Source organism: Enterococcus florum (genome assembly GCF_004309355.1).
GTDB lineage: Bacteria > Bacillota > Bacilli > Lactobacillales > Enterococcaceae > Enterococcus_A > Enterococcus_A florum.
Window position 1 is genome coordinate 53,470 of the sequence record NZ_BJCC01000021.1, and the last position, 17,774, is coordinate 71,243.

Here is a 17,774-nt window from a genome sequence, read left to right on the forward strand (position 1 = left end):
CAGGAAGCAGCAGAAATCATAGCTTATCAAAACCTGGAAAGGGAGGAGAAAGAAATGCTAGATCAAATGGCAAAAGACCGTGACACGTATGAAGCCAAGCTTTCAACCGCTGAAAGACGTGGAATCAGTATTGGGACCGCAAAAGGGATTGGAATTGGTTCAAAACAAAAAACAATTGAACTTGCGCGAAACATGCTGGAAAAAGAACTTCCCCATGATCTCATTTCTGAAATCACTGGATTGACCCTTCAAGAAATAAAAAATCTGCAAGAATAATCTTTCTATATTCATGCCCAGAGGCTTATCATCTGGGTTATTTTAATCCTCGAAAGTTTGCATATTCGATTGTTAACTAACGGGACAAGGATCGTTCTGGCGGTGGAATAATTTCAAATTAAAAACAAAACTGTGTAATTGCCCAACGGGTTACACGGTTTTGTTCTCTCGATTGTTATAAAATGATCTACTTCATCATACGATCCAGTAGCCAATCCACACCATAAGTACACGTCTTTTGTGCTTCATTATTGCCACAATGCACATTGCCCTTAATCTCATAGTATTCCTTGTCGGTGCTGGAAGCATTGCGATAAATCGTCTTCGCACCCCCCACACCGATCACTGGATCTTCCTCAGTATGCTCCACCAAGACAGGACAGGTGATATTTTTCAGGACGTCATCCAAATTCATCCGATGAGAAATTTCCGCCGCTTCATCCAAGGTTTCCACGTTAAACTTATTCAAGAAATTATACAAATAGAAATGCTCAATCCCAGCAAAGGTATGCATCGTCAACTGATCTAACTGCTACCAAAAAATCTAATGCGTAAGTTCCGTTAAAACTATTGAAGCTATCTCGTTGGAGAGGATGTATCTTATTCTAATTTATGAAATACAAGAAAAAACTTCGCATACAGAATCTACCGTAATCATTTTCACGCTCATTTTGTTCACTTCTTTAGATGTATAAGACAATGATACCCTCTGGAACGCATTCTAGGTCAAGGGGAGATTCATGTCTGGTTATGCGAATCCTTCCCATTTCTAATCACCAAGATTGCCAGAAGTAACCCATAGAGAATCGTAAAGAAAGGAAAAGGCGCAGCCAAACTTTTACTCCCGGCAACAAATTGAAGGAACTGCATCCCGGAAGGTGCCAGCAGTCCGCCTAAATTAAAGCCCACGACCATTAAAGAAGTCGAAACGTTCAACTGAGTCCCGGTTTTAGAAAGATTGCCAAGACAATTAAAAATATGAGGAACCATCCAAGCTATGGGAACTCCCGATAAAAATAAGGCTAAAACCAGCAATACAAAGTGATTCGCCGCTAAGCTCACCAGCAGATTCACTACAAGCAGCAAGGTAAGATACAGATAAATTGTTTTACTCCTAAAAATGCGATTGACCGTGCCGAACAGCAGGCCGGCAATAATCCCAAACAGCGGCATCAGCGCCAAATAGATACTGGCATTCACAGCATTCCCTTCAATCAATACAGCCATCGAAGGAAACCGAACGAGAATAGCAGAATTACTCATCATCATCAAAATCCCAAACAAAAAGATGCCATAAATAGAAGGATCAATTTTCTCTTTAACTGCACGCGGTTTTACTTTCTCAGCGGCGACCGTTTGCCCCTTAGTTTCAGGAACAAAAAGATTAAGGATAAGGATCAACGGAAAAGCCAGCAGGTAAACAGCGAACGAATAGCGCCAGGCAAAGGTTAAAAGCAAACCTGCCAACAAGGTTAAGCAAGCCTGACCAATATTCTCAAACGCATTGCGAATCCCCAGCAGCGAAGCCCGCTCATGGCTCGCATAAAAAATACTAATGAAACTAATCGCCAGCGAATTAAAGAGTCCTAACCCAGCCCCTAAAATCAATCGAGAAAGAATGACAGCCGGATAACTACTGATAAGGATCGGCAGACTACCGCCAATACCCACTAACAATAAGCCCAAAGAAACCGTCCTCTTCATCCCAATTTTGTCCGCCATAAAACTAGACAACAAAATGGAAATCACGACAAATAGGTTAGGCAAGGTACTTAAGATTTCCGTTTGCGCCTGCGTAAGGTTCAAGTCATTTTTCATACTAGGTAAAACACCATTGATTACTGGTGCACTGGTTAGGATTAAGGAGACCGATAATATCGCCAGTTTGGTTCTTAACTTATGAAAGTGGTTCACTGTTTGCCCTCCTTGGAAGTCAGTCAATTTATAGTACTCTAAAAAGAAGGGAAGGGATATATGATTTTGATGACGGTATGGGTGAATTGCTGGTGTTAGGGTGATTTTACGGACACGGTTGGGGGTATTTAACAACTAGAAAAGGAATGCTCTTGCTTGTCCATAGACAGTATTCCATAATGAGTGTTTTCTCGTCGGTGCATCATATATAGTAGTTCAGGTTGAACAGCAAAGAACGGACTATCGGCTACAATATAGTTTAAAAAGTTTTTTGTAACTTTTTCAGTGTTTTCGGTAGGCTAATCCAATGCTGTATTGATGCTCATTTTTGTTAGAATCACTTATAGTAAAAGGGCTGATAGGAAGTTTCTATCAGCCCTAACATGTTTAAGTCAGTTGAATAAGCTCTTCACTCTTACTATCAAAAAAGTGACTATTATTTAGGTCTAATCCTAATTCTACGATTGAACCTGGCTTATGGAAGTCACGAGCATCTACTTTAGATACAAATTCTGAATCACCAGAGCGTGCATACAGCATCGTTTCGGCTCCTAGCAATTCAGAAACTAAAACTTCTGCCTTGATCGTTGATTCTGGTGTGGCATCAAGGAAAACCTGCTCAGCATGAATATCCTCTGGGCGGATACCAAAGACAAATTCTTTATTTCCGTAGCCTTTATCAAGGAGTTTTCTATTTTTTCCGTCTGGTACCTTTAGCTTGATGCCATAATCGTTTATCAGGTACCCGTTGGAGAGCGTGACTTTGAAAAAGTTCATGGCGGGTGAGCCAATAAAACTCGCTACAAAAATATTTTTCGGAGAATTATAGACTTCATGCGGTGTCCCAATTTGTTGGACAATGCCATCCTTCATGATCACGATACGATCAGCCATCGTCATCGCTTCTGTCTGGTCGTGAGTAACGTAGATCGTCGTTGTTTCCAGACGTTGATGGAGCTTAGCGATCTCTGCTCGCATCGCTACCCGCAGCTTGGCATCTAAGTTTGAGAGGGGTTCATCCATAAGAAAGACTTTGGCATCTCTGACGATTGCACGACCCAATGCGACCCGTTGTCTTTGACCGCCAGATAGTGCCGCAGGTTTGCGTGTTAGAAATTCTGTAAGACCTAGTATCTCTGCAGCATGATCAACGCGCTGTCTGATCTCACTCTGATCAAGCTTCCGTAATTTCAGTCCAAAAGCCATATTGTCAAAAACGGTCATATGAGGATAAAGGGCGTAGTTTTGGAATACCATCGCGATGTCGCGGTCTTTTGGAGCAACATCATTCATCACTTTTCCATCAATCAAAAATTCTCCTTCAGAAATATCTTCTAAGCCAGCAATCATTCGCAAAGTGGTTGACTTACCACACCCTGACGGTCCCACGAACACGATAAATTCCTTGTCTTTAATTTGCAGGTTAAAGTCAGTCACTGAGTAGTGCGCACTGTTATCATATTTTTTGTACACGTTCTGTAAAGCTAATTCCGCCATGTTTTTTCCTCTTTTCCTACATTTTCTGTTTTTATAAAAAATTCTTTTGTTCTGGGTGAAGAAAGGAAGCTATTCTGTATTTTCTTTCAACGTTCGAGAACCTGCTGAGAGCATGGTCGGGACAAACGTAATAACAGGATCGCAAGTTTTTTTGTCTAACAGTCTTTTTAAATTGTGGACCACTAGCCGGGCAATTTCTTCTACATCTTGTTCAATGTAGAAATTACAGCCAGAAGGCTTATCAAAGGAAAGCTGAAAAATATCATTTGCTGCTGTATATTCATGGATCAGGTTCGACAGATGAGCATTTACCGTAATCACGACATCTGGCTGATGCTCCTCTAGAAAATCAATGATTGTTCTATTGGATTCAATCGTAGAAGGAACAGAGAGCCACAAATTTTTATCGATTGGAATTTGATTAGTTACGAAAGCGTGTTCAATTCCCTTCGTTCGATCAATCGTTGCAGAGTTTTCTTCTATTGTAGTGATGAAAACGAATTTCTTGAATTGCTTTTGAATCACCAGGTCAGCCAACTTGTAGCCAGCGCTGAAATTATCCGATGTTACGCTAGTAATTCCTAACTTATTAAAATAGCGGTCAATCAAGACTAATGGAAATTTCTCTAAGTGTAGCCGGAGAATGTCTTCATTGTAATTCTCAGATTCGGTAGGGAAGATGATCAGCCCCTCAACACCACACTCGATAAAGTAGTGGATCAGGTCGTTCTCCTCGTCAATCGATTCTCTGGACAAGCCAAAAAAGAAGCGCAACTTCTCCTTTCTAGCAAAAGCTTCTAAATGGCTTAACAATTTGCGATCAATATCAGTTTTCATGGTGGTAAAGATCAGTCCGATGATGCGTTCTTTCTTTTCAATATTTTCGAAATCGACAAAAGTTCCTTTTCCTCGGACCCGTCGCACGTAGCCCTTTTCTGCGAGATTATTCAGCGCACTCTTAGCAGTGATCTGGCTGACGTGGAACTGTGAGACAATCTCTGTTTCTGAAGGAATCCGATCGCCTCTTTTTAATTGTCCATGTTCGATCTGCTGGATAAAGCTTTGTTCTATTTGCTTGTATAATGGAATATTTTTTTTCATAAGCTCACTCGATTTCCATTGAATTTGTCTATCTAAAGTATAAGGGAACTGGCATGTTTAAAACATACTAAATATAGTATATAATAATCCTTTTTTTTATATTAATATGGAACCAACATTAAGGGGGGGCATCTTATGGAGTTGATAAAAGGGAAAGTGAATCGTACCCTGCATTTAATTTTCGTCGCACCATCAATGATTTTTATTTTCTTTTTGGCTATCGTTCCTTTAGTCTATGCAGTCTATTTAAGCTTTCGAAATTATAAATTGACCATGCCAAACGGTAGTTCACGTTTTATCGGAATCGAAAATTATGTAAGCGTTATTAAGGATGAAGCATTTATCCAATCAATCAGTTGGACACTTATTTTCAGCTTATTCGCGGTAATAATTTCTGTCGGAATAGGACTGCTTTTGGCAGTTTTACTGACTAACTCGGAGCAGAGTCGAGGTGTTCGTTTATTGAAGAGCTTTTTAATCCTGCCGATGATGGTTGCGCCAGTAGTCTCGAGTACGATGTGGAAGATTTTGTTCGGTGCAGTCTATGGTCCGATCAACTATTTGATCGAACTGTTTCAAGGAACGGCAGTCTCGTGGACAGGCGAGACATTACCGGCACGTCTAGCCATTATTGTGATTGATTCCTGGGGCTCGATTCCGTTTTGTATGTTGATCTTTCTAGGAGCACTTACCACGATTCCAGATGAGCTTTATGAAAGTGCGCTGATCGATGGCTCAAGTCCATTTACCTCATTTAGAAAAATTACACTGCCATTGATCAGAAACTTCATTTCCTTAGTAGTGTCATTACGGTTGATGGATTCGCTGAAGGTCTTTGATCCGATTATGATCATGACCGATGGAGGACCTAGCGGATCAACGGAATCGATCGGAACAATGATGTATAAAATGGCTTTTAGATATATGGACGTTGGACAAGGTTCGGCAGCCGCGGTCATATTCTTTATCATTATTGCGATTGTATCCATCACAACACTACTAATTACACGAAAAGAGGAGGTGAAATGAGCATGAAAAAGAGAAAATTTCCCGTGTCTTTAATCCTGCTAGTCATATTTTCGATTATTTTTCTTTTTCCGATCTATTGGACGATCACTACTGCAGTGAAGCAGCCGAGCCAGATCATGGTTGTTCCACCTGAGTTTATACCCTCTAAAATAAGTTTTCAAAATTTTCGTCAGGTGATCGCTGAAAATAATATGGGACAATTCTTTTGGAATAGTCTTTCGATCTCCGTTTCAACCACAATCATCACCTTGATCATTGCCAGCTTTGCTGGATATGGTTTTTCACGCTTCAATTTTAGAGGAAAAAAGTTGTCATTACTGCTAGTCATTGCTGTTCGGATGATTCCCAGTTTGATCTACATGATTCCTTACTACATTATCTTTAATCAGCTTCATTTGCTGGATTCAAAAATTGGATTAACGATTGTCTATATCACAGCGAATTTGCCTTTAGCGATTTGGCTGTCCACCAGCTTTTTTGATGAATTGCCAAATGAGATATTTGAATCTGCTAAAATCGATGGCTGTACAGAATTTCAAATTTATTGGCAGATCGCTTTGCCGCTAGTCGTCCCTGGATTAGTCGTCATTTCGATCTTAGTATTCCTAGCCTCTTACAATGAGTTCGGTACTGCTTTGGTCTTATTGTTTAATGACAGTACGAAGACGTTGCCGGTAGGAATCAGTGGAATGGTTCAGCTACAAAAGGATACACCGTTTGGATTACTGGCTGCGGCTGGAACGATCGCGATGATCCCAGCCTTTATCTTGGCCTTAACAACACAAAAATATGTTCAGAAAGGAATTACCGCAGGAGCGGTAAAAGGGTAAGAAATTATGAAAAAGATAGGTTTACTATGTACGGTGTTAATCTCATTAACGATTTTAACAGGCTGTGGCGGAGAAACGCAGGAAAACGCGAAAAGCTCCGAGTCGACGGAATTAAAAACTCCGGAAAAATTCGGAGTGAAATTGGAGAATTTGGATTCATCAGGAACTTTGAAGGGGCAGTATGAAGGCAAGAAAATTACAGTTGCCACCAGAACGGGCGATCATGAGACAGCGCTGAAGGAAGCGGCAAAGTATTTTGAAGCAGCTACAGGTGCAAAAGTAGAGGTTCAAAGCTTTCCAGCCGGGAACGACGAAGAGAAGATTCAACTGGATTTGAGTACGAGTCATACCTTTGATGCAGTCCTTATGCCTGTTGCTAATATTCATTCTTACGCAGCATCCAATTATTTGAAAAAGCTCGACGACTATAAGGATGTTGCCGATCCTGAATTAGATATGGAAGATTTTATTCCGTCAATTTTAGATTTGTACGGCAAGTATGATGGTGAGCTATATGCGTTTCCGTATAAACCTGATACACAAATGCTCTTCTATAGAAAAGACATCTTTGAAGACGAGAAAGTCAAAGCGGCTTATAAAGAAAAAACAGGTAACGATTTGACCGTTCCTAAAACAAATGAAGAGATGATAGAGATTGCTAAGTACTTTACAAAATCAAAAAACAGCGATTCTCCAGTCGATTATGGTTATATCAGCATGGGATCAACGACGAATAGCCGGGCAATCTGGATGAATCGTGAAGGTGATCAAATGGTTATTTCAAAGGATAATCAAGCAACTGTGAATAATGACGCGACAAAGCAAGCCATGAAGACAATGATGGAATTAAAGAATTATGCGCCGAAAGAGTGGACTCAGCTTGGTTGGGATGAAGCGAATGCACTGTTTGTCGAAGGTAAAGCGTTGATGATGGAGCAATGGCCAGGATTGATCAATTCCATTAACGACGAGAATTCTAAGGTGAAGGATAAGATCGGATTTGCAGTAACTCCAGGCGAATCGCCAGTTTTGGGCGGGTGGTCAATTGCCGTCACAAGCAGCTCCAAAGAGGATGAATTGGCGTATAAATTCATCGAGTTCGTTACATCAAAAGATGGGGAGTTGTTGAAGGTTGAGCATACGATGGATCCAGTTCGTCAGTCAAATTATGAACGTGGCGAGGTCATGAGCAGTAACGAAATGTATCCTGTTTTATTGGATTCACTTACGAAAGGCAAACAATTAGTTGATGCAGATGTTCCGTATATTTCGGCACAGCTGAATGATATTCTAGAAGATCAAACCCAAAGTTTATTAAACGGAAAACAGGATATTGATAAAACTACCAATAATATGCAAAAGAAACTAAAAGAAGAAATTGATCGTGCAGAATTAGAGTAAGGAGTTGGCCACAAATGGATTTTTACCCACGTCCCCAATTTGAAAGAGAAAAATGGTTAGATTTAGATGGGATATGGTCCTTTGATTTCGATGATCAAAGGATAGGAATTGAAAAAAAATGGTACGAGGCTCATGAGTATAGCAAGGAAATCAAGGTTCCTTTTGTTTACCAATCTGGGGAAAGTGGAATAAATAGCCAAGAAACGCATGATTGTGTTTGGTACAATAAGGTTATTACATTAGCTGACGTCGAGGCTCCTAGGATTCTTCTACATTTTGGAGCAAGTGATTATTATACCAAGGTTTGGGTCAACAATCAGTATTGTGGGGATCATCAAGGGGGGCATACACCATTTTCCTTTGATATCTCCCATCAACTAGCTGCTGATGGGCAAGTAAAGATTGATGTCTGCGTCACTGATCGCAGCACAGATGAGGAACTCCCACGAGGGAAGCAAAATTTTAAAGGAAAGTCTGAAGGCATCTTCTATACCGGGACTACTGGAATCTGGCAATCAGTTTGGCTGGAATTTACTGAAAAAGAGTATATTGATTCTGTTCACTATAAAACCGATACGATAACGAATAAAGTTACTATCGCAGCGAAAATTCAAGCTGACGATGGAGCAAAACTAGGCATAAAGATTGCCCGTGAAAACGAGGTTTTGGTTGAAAATGTAGCGACCATTAAAAATAATTGCTTGAATATAGATTTTGAGATCCCTGATTTTAATGATCATCACTATGGTTTTTGGTGGAGTCCTGAGCAGCCCAATCTGTATGATGTGGAATTCACTCTACTTGTGGAGGATCGGGTAGTTGATCGTGTTGGTTCGTATTTTGGAATGCGGACAATTTCGATCGAACATCAACTGATCTGCCTGAATCATATGCCTTTTTATACAAAATCAGTCTTATATCAAGGCTATTATCCAAATTCCTTGATGACAGCTAAGAGCGACGAAGAGCTTCGTAGAGATGTCGAACTTATTAAGGAAATGGGCTTCAATAGTGTACGATTGCATCAAAAATATGAGAATCCGAGATTTTTATATTGGTGTGACAAATTAGGGTTGATGGTTTGGGGTGAGGCTCCGAATGCCTATTCCTTTAGTCCAGTATCAGCTGAAGGGTTATTACAGGAATGGCTGCAGGTAGTCAATCGTGATATCAATCATCCTTCGATCTGTATCTGGGTTCCATTAAATGAAAGCTGGGGAATTCCTAAGATAAAGAATTCTTTGGAGCAGCAGTCATTTGCCAATACGATGTATTATTTGACGAAAGCACTAGACAGCACAAGATTGGTCCTTTCAAATGATGGTTGGGAGCATACGATTTCTGATATTTGTACGATCCATGATTATGATGCTGATTTAGAACGATTAGCAGATCGATATGATTCGCTTGAATCGATCTTAGCAGGACCGCAGGAGCGTCGAATATATGTCGATGGCTACGAGTATCAGCAGGAGCCGATGATCTTGAGTGAATTTGGTGGTATCGCTTTTGAAGAAGCTGGTATCGGGGAAGAAGCATGGGGTTACTCCGGAGCGAGTTCTTCTCAAGAATTTGAAGAAAAAGTATTGGCAATCCTATCCACTGTTCAGGCTTCCGAGCTATTACAAGGCTATTGCTACACTCAATTCAATGATTTGGAGCAGGAAGTAAACGGTCTGCTTACTATGGAAAGAGAACCAAAATTGAACATAGCTTCCTTAGCTAGGGTTAATCAATCGAGATAGGTGGAAAAAATATGGCAGAACGAATCAATCATCCGAATCCTCAATTCAGAAGAAACGATTGGACAGATCTAAATGGGTTGTGGGACTTTCGATTTGATCAAACTAAAGAAGGTCTTTCACAGAACTGGCAAAAGGGCTTCGAAGCAACCCATGAGATCAAAGTGCCCTTTGTCTATCAAAGTGAACGCAGCGGCATTCATGAGAAAGCGTTTTGCCCGGTTGTTTGGTATCAAAGGGTGCTTAATAAAACAGCAGAAGATCACAAAAAGCAGATAATCCATTTTGAAGCAGTCGACTATCAGTCAGTTCTTTGGATCAATGGAGCTTATGTAGGAAGTCATAGTGGAGGGAACAGTCGATTTTCCTTTGATATCACACCATTTTTGACGGAAAAGGAAAATATCATTGTTTTGAGAGTAGAGGACTCACTTGAGGATATGACAATCCCTAGAGGAAAGCAATATTGGAAAGAAACGGCTGAAATTATGTGGTTTACGCAGATGACCGGTATTTGGCGAGATGTCTGGCTGGAAGAAAAGGACAACTGTTCTATTGAAGAGCTGCGCCTGACGCCAGATATTGATCGGAAGGAAGTAGAGATCGAGCTTTACTTTAGCGATGATACCTCAGGGTTAGATCACTTCATGCTGCATACGGAGGTAACCCTTGACGAACAAATAATCGCCAAAGAAGCTCGCTTAGTCAAGGGACGACATTTGAAATTCTGTATTGGGATTGATGATTTTAATGATCATGGACTTGGCAGCTGGTGGACACCAGAAAAACCTAATTTATATGATTTGAAATTTGAACTGGTTCACGACAACCAGATTAAGGATACAGTCTACAGTTATTTCGGGATGAGAAAAATCAGCATGGAGCAGAATAAATTTTGCCTAAACAATCGTCCGTATTTCTTTTCGTCTGTTTTGGATCAGGGCTACTTTCCAGACACGCTGCTTACGCCGCCATCCTTTGAAGCCTTGGAGGCAGATGTTCAATGGATTAAAAGGCTGGGATTCAATGGGGTTCGTAAGCATATGATGAGCAGCGAGAACAAGTTTCTATACCTCTGTGATTATTATGGATTATTAGTCTGGAGTGAGATGGCGGCTGCCTATGATTACTCTGAGGAGTACGCCTATCGAATGGTCGACGAGTGGAAAACAGTCCTAAAGCAAGGCTACAATCATCCCTGCATCGCTGCTTGGGTACCGCTGAATGAGAGCTGGGGTGTTCCAAATATCTATCATTCAACGAAGCAGCAGGCGCACGCACAATCGTTGTATTATCTGACAAAATCCGTCGATGATACTCGTCCTGTGATTTCAAATGATGGGTGGGAGCATTGTCGATCTGATTTATTTACTGTCCATGATTATGGCAGCGACGAGGCAACATTAACGCAGCGATATAAAAATGTCGAAACCATCCTTTCCGATATGCCTGGTTTGAACGGAAAGAAATTTCTATTCTGTCCTGGGTATCACTATGAGGGGCAGCCTGTCATGTGTACAGAGATGGGTGGCGTCAATTATCACTTCGGGAAAGGACCTAAAGTCAACCCGTCCGTATTGAATGAACAGGAATTTGTCGAATCAATAAGAAAAATTGTCAAAGTATATGAAGAAAGTCCGATTATCGAGGGCTTTTGTTACACACAATTAACGGATACAGAAACCGAAATCTGTGGTCTTTTGACCTGGGATCGAAAACCGAAAGCTTCTGTTGAAGAATTGCAGGCTATTTTCAGCCAGGATAATTAACTTTCATTATCAACTGTTGAGACAAAAGTCTGAGCGAGCTGTTGGAATGACATGCTTGCTCAGACTTTTTTGATATCCTATTTGTTTGCTAGTTTTTTTGGATTATTTGAACATCCACAGAAAGAAGGCTGGTCTGTCAATGAATACAACAGACCGTTAATTGGACTATGCCGTAAAGAAATTTTCATCGAAAGATAATCACTGGTAGATTTCCTGAGTTCAACAAAGATGCTCTCTTCGTTCTTATAAAATGTATTTAAGGGATTAAGAGGCTAGAGCAGCCTGTGACTAAGTAAAACCAATCACAGGCTGCTCTATTCTACTTCATCATCCGATCCAGCAGCCAATCCACGCCATAAGTACACGTCTTCTGTGCTTCATTATTGCCGCAATGCACATTGCCCTTAATCTCATAGTACTCCTTGTCGGTGCTGGAAGCATTGTGATAAATCGTCTTCGCACCCTCCACGCCAATCACCGGATCTTCCTCAGTATGTTCCACCAAGACCGGACAAGTGATATTTTTCAGCACCTCGTCCAAATTCATCCGATGAGAAATTTTCGCTGCTTCATCTAAGGTTTCCACGTTAAACTTATTCAAGAAATTATACAAATAGAAACGCTCAACCCCAGCAAAGGTATGCATCGTCAATTGATCCAGTTGTGAACAACCGCCTCTGACCACCAAACCAGCAAATTTATTCGGGTAGCGGCAAACCGCACTAGTAGCCAGATAACCGCCAAAGCTTACGCCCATAATCCCAATCGTATTTCCAACCGTTGGATTTTCCAAAATATAATCAACCACAGCCAGGACAGCTTCATCATAATTATCTTCGGTTAAATACAGTTCACGGTTCAAGTTGCACTCACCCTGACCAGGCCCATCAAAAATCAACGCCGCACAGCCACGATCAACGACGGTTTTGGCAATTACAAAGTTTTCTTCCTTGAAGCCAGTCGCTCCAACCACACAGATGACCACCGGAACGTCCTTTGGTGCATTGTTAGGCAGGGCAAGATAAGCCGGCATCATTTTACCCTCAAAAGGAATCTCGATAGATTGAACGCTTTCATTTTGCGCCAATTGCTTATGCAGCTTAAAGCTCTCCACCAGCTTGCCATAAATCCGATGCTTCTCTTCGTCAAACGCCTTGATCCCGTAATCCCCTAGACGATACAGCGCATTGGCATTGAAGTAGTATTCACTCGCCGTCTCCTTATGACCAGCCTCCTCGTTCTGTTTCGCATAGCTGTAAGCTTCATCCCCCAAACGCTCACACACGTCCACGAAATCTCGGGCATCCTCTGGGGCAACCTGCTGAAAAGTCTCCAGGTTCATCTCAGTTTCCGCCATCATTTTAAGGAAATCTTCCGGCGACATGCCGCCCCCTAAAATCCGTCCAATATCCTGTGCCGGTGGTCTTTTTCTAATCTCCATCATAATCGCTCCTTTTTTCTAGTACAGTGTACTGTTTTCGTTTTCATAGTACACTGTACTATTCGAGATGTCAATAGCCTTTTTTCTGGTGTATACTATAAACAGAAGAAAACCTGGGCTGATTGTTACCCAGCAACGGAAGAAAAACGAGGTGACTTGCGTGACAGATACAAAAACCAAAATCTATTTAAGTGCCAAAGAATTATTCCAGGAACGCGGCTACAGCGACGTTTCCTTACGAGATATCGCCGAACATGCCGGCACCACTATCGGCAACCTAACCTACCATTTTCCCAAAAAAGAAGCGATCATGCTGCGGCTACAGGAAGAGCTCTACAGCACCTTCTTTAATTTCGTCGATGCCAAAATCACTGATGAAAATGCCCTGGACCTATTAAAAAATTCGATTCACGAAATTCAGGAAATCCGAAACACCAATATGTATTACTACAAATACATCGTCAACATTCATGAAGAGTTTCCTTCAATGAAGGAAGAGCTGCTGAAGTTCAGAAAACGGCTGACTGATTTTTATTTGAAGATTTTTTTGACCTTGAAGAAGACTGGAGTTATGAGAGATGACATTGAGGATGCGGAATACGAGAAGTTGACTGCGTTGGTTTCCCATTTGACCTATAGCTGGTATCAGGTGACGAGTCCTTATTATGATGGGGAGGATGAGTTGGAGTTGAGTGAGGCGTTGGGGGTGTTGGTGAAGGGGTATTGGAATGAAGATAAAAATTTTTGATCTCAAAAAAATAAGAATAGTTTCAAGTTTATCAACTATATATAAGCGGTTAATAATCTAAATTGGTATAATTCAGATATGAGAAAAATAAATGGAGGGTAGTAACTTGGATAATTTATTAAAACCAGAATTCATGGATATTCCTTCACTAGAGCGTGAAAATCTATTAATGCCGGAAATTATTCGTTGTCTAAGAAACTTGGGAGGCATCGCTTCAAGAAATCAAGTAGTAAAAGAGTTAAAAGAAGCATCAGATATTATTCCAGAAGATTATATTGATTTCATGAGGGAATCCCAACGTACAGGTAATAGCTATAAGCCATTCAATTTTCAATATAGTTATGCCGTAAAGCACTTAGTTTATGCTGGTTTTGTTGAGCTTCCTAAACGCGGAACGATCAAATTAACAGAGAAAGGTAGAAACGTTGATTTGAATGACTTTGATAGTGAGAGGATGGTTCGAGAAATATCTGAACCAATCTTTATAGAGAAGTCTGAAAAGGAAATGAAAAAGAAATTTCCAAATATTAAATCAGAAGAAGTAAATGATGGAGAGGATTCAATATCTCAAGAAGATCAATGGAAACAAAAACTAATCGCAGCATTAAAAGATTTTTCTCCACAAAAATTTGAGCTTTTCGCAAGAAGTTTAGTCAATGCAATGGGTGTTGATATTGATGAGAGAATTGGGATTAAGTATATTGCAGATGGTGGATTGGATGGTTTTGGCTACATTACTTCGGATGATTTTAGGACAACACGAGTAGCTATCCAAGCTAAACGTTGGGAAGGAAAGGTCTCCTCTCCAGAGATTGATAAATTCCGTGGAGCAATGGATAAGTTTAATGCCGAATTTGGCATCTTTATTACGACCTCGGATTTTACTAGAGATGCAATTGCTGCTTCTCGTGAAGGGACTAGAGTGATTACTTTGATTAATGGAGATAAGATAGCAGATCTTATTGCGCAGCATGAGTTGTACGTAACACCCATTACTACCTATGTATTGGATGAAGATTTCTATTATGGTAAAGAATAAGACGATAATGTATAGATTTACTTAGTAACATAAATTATTTCTTTTGCTGTAATGAAAATAAAATGGAAGCTATGTACGTGTAAAGTATTTAATTGAAGGGAAGGTAGAAATGAAAGAAAATCAAATTGAATTGATAGATAAGTTTCAAGCAGTGATTTCAGATATTTTTGATTTAGCCAAATTCATTGGAAAAGAAGCAATACCAGTAGCACCTATTGGAGATGAAACTTTTGACAACTTTTTTGAAATTGAGAGACCTGATGGAGTGGAAGGGACGTTTGCTTACTTAACTTACAGTAATACTCTCAATCCAAAAACTAGTGCTAGTCAATTTCGGACATTATTTCAAAAATTTGATAAGTTAAAAGAACTTTCTGGTAAAACATACGGGGGTCAGTTAGACTTTCTTTTTGTTGTGGGTGAAAAAAGACTAATAATTTTTGACTCAGAAGATCCGTTTAGAAGACTTGATCTAACAAAGGAAAAGTTAGATAGGCAAACAACAAAGTATAATGATAAATTTGACAAATTACGTATTAAGAATGTGGTCAAGCATTACGTAGAAGATGATTTTGGTGACTATAATTTAGATGATTTTAAAAGTCCACTTTTTAGGTTTTCTATAGGAGAAGATAAAACATTTGAAATTAGGACTAAGAAGCTTCGAGGGGAATTATTAACTTATATAACTAATCATTTAAGCGCACAAAAAATAATTATAGATAATGTTCTCAAAGAGGATGTAGAAGGATTAGACTATTCTAATGATTTTCATAAGGAGATTATCTCTTCTGTTACAGACACACTAGTTCTTAGACAGATACTAGTTCGTATATTAGAAGGTCGCTATGGGTATACTGAAGAAAAAGCAAGAGAAGCAGTAAAATTTTTAGGACTAGGATCTAGCTTGGATGAATCGATTTCTAAAAGAAAAAATATTGATAACGATAGCGAAAAAGAATTCCAAAAAATTAAGAAACCGAAAGAAACAGAGCAAATGAGCTTGTTTGAATCTATCGAAATTTTAGATGATGACAGATCAGACGATGAGATTGTCCAGTTAAGAGAAGATGTTGTAGATTACTACTCCAATACCTATGGTGGAGACTTGTATGTTGGAGATATTGCAGACGCTGCTACTGCTATAGAATTACTATTAACACCTGACGAATGGACAAAAATGTGGCATTGGACTTCTAATGAAAATTTTGATTTTGATTTATCAGATGTTTCCCCATCTACTATTGGAGAACAATATGAGCAAACTATGGGAAATGAGTTGAAAAATGATGATGGGTATCTTTACTATGTAGTGGATAAAAAAGAACAGAAAGGTAAAGGTGCGTATTATACCCAGGAAAAAATAACGGATTACATTTTAAAGAAAACAGTAGGTAAGTATTTTGAAGAAAGAATTAAAGAAATCGAGAGTGGAAGTAGGGTCCAAAAAATTTCTTTAATTAGAAAGTTGCTATCGACGAAAATAGCAGATATTTCTAGTGGTGGTGGGACTTTCTTAGCGGGAGCTGCCAAACTAATCAGTAGCAAATACGACAGTATAATACAAGCAATTGACAATGAAAAAATAATAAAAAAATATATAGAATTTGAAACTAAAACCTCTTGGCAACGTTATGTAATTAAAAATATGGTTTATGGTATAGACATTGATTTAAAAGCACTTATTGTATCTAGCTTTGCTCTTGGATTAGAAACACTTACCGATGAAATCCATAAGTTACCACAATTATTAGGACGAACTCTGATCCACAAAAATTCATTGGTGAGTGCAATAGAGTATAAAAATAGAGAGGTCTTTTTTGAAGTATATAAAGATAGAATTTTGGAGCTTAGAGATTTAAGACTTAATTTTTTGAAAAATCAGTCTTCCTTTCCAGAATATGAGGAAAAAAGAGTCAAGCTTCAAAAGTTATTTTTAGAAGAACAACTAGTTTCAAATAGAAAACTTGATGGAGAAGTCATGGAAAAATTTCTCATTGAAGTTCTAGAATTAGATTTAACAGAAGTATTTTTTGACGAAGAAGGGAATTTCACTAAGGGATTTGATATTATTGTTGGAAATCCACCTTATATTAATTTACAGAACCTGAAGGATGAAGAGAAGTTTTTGAAAGAGCACTATAGATTATTGGGAAACTTCGAAACTTATACGGCACAAACAGATCTTTATGCACTTTTTTATGAGAGGTCCCTTCAACTACTAAAGATCGGAGGGTGCTTGGGATATATTACTTCTAATAAATGGATGCGATCTTCTTATGGAGGCTCTCTCAGAAAATATTTTGTTGAAAAAACAAATCCTCTTTTATTAGTTAACCTTGGCGGAAAAATGTTTAATGCTACAGTGGATACTAATATTCTAATATTAAAAAAAGAGCTTAACCAGAACGAGTTATCTGCTATCGACTTAACAATTTACTTTAAGGATCCAGTAAAACGCATAGAGAATATGAGCGATTTTGTGCGACAACAATCTATAAAAACTATCTATAAAAAAGATGAAGCTTGGACGATCCTCAATGAGATTGAAAGATCCATAAAATCTAAAATAGAAAAAGTAGGACGCCCTTTACGGGATTGGAATATCACAATTAATCGTGGGATTCTTACCGGAATAAATGAAGCTTTTATTATTAGTAAAGAAATACGTGAAGAACTCATAGCTAGTGATCAAAAAGCAGCTGAAATAATTTATCCAATTTTACGTGGGAGAGATATTAAAAGAAATAAAATTGATTTTCAAGAATTATATTTAATCAACACACATAACGGATATTTAGATCAAAAAGGAAATAGAGTTCCTCGAATTGATATTGATAATTATCCATCTGTAAAACGTTGGTTGAACAGCAGTGATTGGAATGACAAGCCTGACAAAGGTACATCATATGAACGTTTAGAAAAAAGAGCTGATCAAGGAGACACTCCGTACAATTTAAGAAGTCTATCTTATATGGACGATTTTT

The 17,774-nt window shown here is 39.1% G+C and carries 14 protein-coding genes and 1 pseudogene; 9 read left to right on the plus strand and 6 right to left on the minus strand.

Annotation, left to right across the window (positions count from 1 at the left end):
• Positions 1-54: 54 nt before the first annotated feature.
• The gene (locus tag NRIC_RS19310) at positions 55-276 is read left to right on the plus strand and encodes an Rpn/YhgA-type helix-turn-helix domain-containing protein (RefSeq protein WP_175580082.1); all 222 of its coding nucleotides are present in this window, start codon (positions 55-57) and stop codon (positions 274-276) included.
• A gap of 187 nt (positions 277-463) precedes the next feature.
• Here the strand turns inward: NRIC_RS19310 and NRIC_RS12560 are convergent, their stop codons facing one another.
• From NRIC_RS12560 to NRIC_RS12575, 5 genes and pseudogenes are all read right to left on the minus strand, one after another.
• Positions 464-790: a serine aminopeptidase domain-containing protein gene (locus NRIC_RS12560; protein WP_227873797.1), complete on the minus strand. Its 327-nt coding sequence runs from the start codon at positions 788-790 to the stop codon at positions 464-466.
• 224 nt (positions 791-1,014) lie between these two features.
• A complete protein-coding gene (locus tag NRIC_RS12565; RefSeq protein ID WP_146623050.1) occupies positions 1,015-2,190 on the minus strand; it encodes an MFS transporter in 1,176 nt (391 codons plus the stop codon).
• A gap of 128 nt (positions 2,191-2,318) precedes the next feature.
• A pseudogene (locus tag NRIC_RS19870) lies at positions 2,319-2,471 on the minus strand (DUF5960 family protein); the annotation flags it as partial.
• A 106-nt stretch (positions 2,472-2,577) separates the two neighbouring features.
• Positions 2,578-3,687: an ABC transporter ATP-binding protein gene (locus NRIC_RS12570; RefSeq protein ID WP_146623051.1), complete on the minus strand. Its 1,110-nt coding sequence runs from the start codon at positions 3,685-3,687 to the stop codon at positions 2,578-2,580.
• Between the two features lie 69 nt (positions 3,688-3,756).
• Positions 3,757-4,788 carry a GntR family transcriptional regulator gene (locus tag NRIC_RS12575; protein WP_146623052.1) on the minus strand — a complete coding sequence of 344 codons (1,032 nt, stop codon included), beginning with the start codon at positions 4,786-4,788 and terminating at the stop codon, positions 3,757-3,759.
• A 135-nt stretch (positions 4,789-4,923) separates the two neighbouring features.
• Here NRIC_RS12575 and NRIC_RS12580 point away from each other — a divergent pair, with 135 nt between their 5' ends.
• Genes NRIC_RS12580 through NRIC_RS12600 form a run of 5 tightly spaced genes read left to right on the plus strand, consistent with a single transcriptional unit; the run spans position 4,924 to position 11,559 of the window.
• The gene (locus NRIC_RS12580; RefSeq protein ID WP_146623053.1) at positions 4,924-5,817 is read left to right on the plus strand and encodes a carbohydrate ABC transporter permease; all 894 of its coding nucleotides are present in this window, start codon (positions 4,924-4,926) and stop codon (positions 5,815-5,817) included.
• 2 nt (positions 5,818-5,819) lie between these two features.
• The gene (locus NRIC_RS12585) at positions 5,820-6,647 is read left to right on the plus strand and encodes a carbohydrate ABC transporter permease (protein WP_175580083.1); all 828 of its coding nucleotides are present in this window, start codon (positions 5,820-5,822) and stop codon (positions 6,645-6,647) included.
• A 6-nt stretch (positions 6,648-6,653) separates the two neighbouring features.
• Positions 6,654-8,048 carry an ABC transporter substrate-binding protein gene (locus NRIC_RS12590; protein ID WP_146623055.1) on the plus strand — a complete coding sequence of 465 codons (1,395 nt, stop codon included), beginning with the start codon at positions 6,654-6,656 and terminating at the stop codon, positions 8,046-8,048.
• Positions 8,049-8,062: 14 nt separating this feature from the next.
• Positions 8,063-9,793, plus strand: a complete 1,731-nt coding sequence (locus tag NRIC_RS12595) for a glycoside hydrolase family 2 protein (protein ID WP_146623056.1) — start codon at positions 8,063-8,065, stop codon at positions 9,791-9,793.
• Positions 9,794-9,804: 11 nt separating this feature from the next.
• Positions 9,805-11,559 (plus strand): glycoside hydrolase family 2 protein, encoded by a 1,755-nt coding sequence (locus NRIC_RS12600; protein WP_146623057.1) that lies wholly within the window; start codon positions 9,805-9,807, stop codon positions 11,557-11,559.
• 319 nt (positions 11,560-11,878) lie between these two features.
• Here the strand turns inward: NRIC_RS12600 and NRIC_RS12605 are convergent, their stop codons facing one another.
• Positions 11,879-13,000, minus strand: a complete 1,122-nt coding sequence (locus NRIC_RS12605; protein WP_175580084.1) for an alpha/beta hydrolase family protein — start codon at positions 12,998-13,000, stop codon at positions 11,879-11,881.
• 160 nt (positions 13,001-13,160) lie between these two features.
• On the opposite strand from NRIC_RS12605, the gene NRIC_RS12610 reads away from it, so the two are divergent.
• The 3 genes from NRIC_RS12610 to NRIC_RS12620 all read left to right on the plus strand — a co-directional run.
• On the plus strand, positions 13,161-13,748 hold the full coding sequence (locus tag NRIC_RS12610) for a TetR/AcrR family transcriptional regulator (RefSeq protein WP_175580085.1): 588 nt from the start codon (positions 13,161-13,163) through the stop codon (positions 13,746-13,748).
• Positions 13,749-13,881: 133 nt separating this feature from the next.
• The gene (locus tag NRIC_RS12615; protein ID WP_146623064.1) at positions 13,882-14,787 is read left to right on the plus strand and encodes a restriction endonuclease; all 906 of its coding nucleotides are present in this window, start codon (positions 13,882-13,884) and stop codon (positions 14,785-14,787) included.
• A gap of 109 nt (positions 14,788-14,896) precedes the next feature.
• A partial coding sequence (locus NRIC_RS12620; protein WP_146623060.1) for an Eco57I restriction-modification methylase domain-containing protein occupies positions 14,897-17,774 on the plus strand: 2,878 nt, incomplete at its 3' end.

What these genes read in the sequence shown, in the direction of transcription:
- NRIC_RS19310 (WP_175580082.1), top strand. Translation starts at nt 55, where the DNA reads ATGCTAGATCAAATGGCAAAAGACCGTGACACGTATGAAGCCAAGCTT.
- NRIC_RS12560 (WP_227873797.1), bottom strand. Translation starts at nt 790, where the DNA reads ATGCATACCTTTGCTGGGATTGAGCATTTCTATTTGTATAATTTCTTG.
- NRIC_RS12570 (WP_146623051.1), bottom strand. Translation starts at nt 3,687, where the DNA reads ATGGCGGAATTAGCTTTACAGAACGTGTACAAAAAATATGATAACAGT.
- NRIC_RS12575 (WP_146623052.1), bottom strand. Translation starts at nt 4,788, where the DNA reads ATGAAAAAAAATATTCCATTATACAAGCAAATAGAACAAAGCTTTATC.
- NRIC_RS12580 (WP_146623053.1), top strand. Translation starts at nt 4,924, where the DNA reads ATGGAGTTGATAAAAGGGAAAGTGAATCGTACCCTGCATTTAATTTTC.
- NRIC_RS12585 (WP_175580083.1), top strand. Translation starts at nt 5,820, where the DNA reads ATGAAAAAGAGAAAATTTCCCGTGTCTTTAATCCTGCTAGTCATATTT.
- NRIC_RS12590 (WP_146623055.1), top strand. Translation starts at nt 6,654, where the DNA reads ATGAAAAAGATAGGTTTACTATGTACGGTGTTAATCTCATTAACGATT.
- NRIC_RS12595 (WP_146623056.1), top strand. Translation starts at nt 8,063, where the DNA reads ATGGATTTTTACCCACGTCCCCAATTTGAAAGAGAAAAATGGTTAGAT.
- NRIC_RS12600 (WP_146623057.1), top strand. Translation starts at nt 9,805, where the DNA reads ATGGCAGAACGAATCAATCATCCGAATCCTCAATTCAGAAGAAACGAT.
- NRIC_RS12605 (WP_175580084.1), bottom strand. Translation starts at nt 13,000, where the DNA reads ATGGAGATTAGAAAAAGACCACCGGCACAGGATATTGGACGGATTTTA.
- NRIC_RS12615 (WP_146623064.1), top strand. Translation starts at nt 13,882, where the DNA reads ATGGATATTCCTTCACTAGAGCGTGAAAATCTATTAATGCCGGAAATT.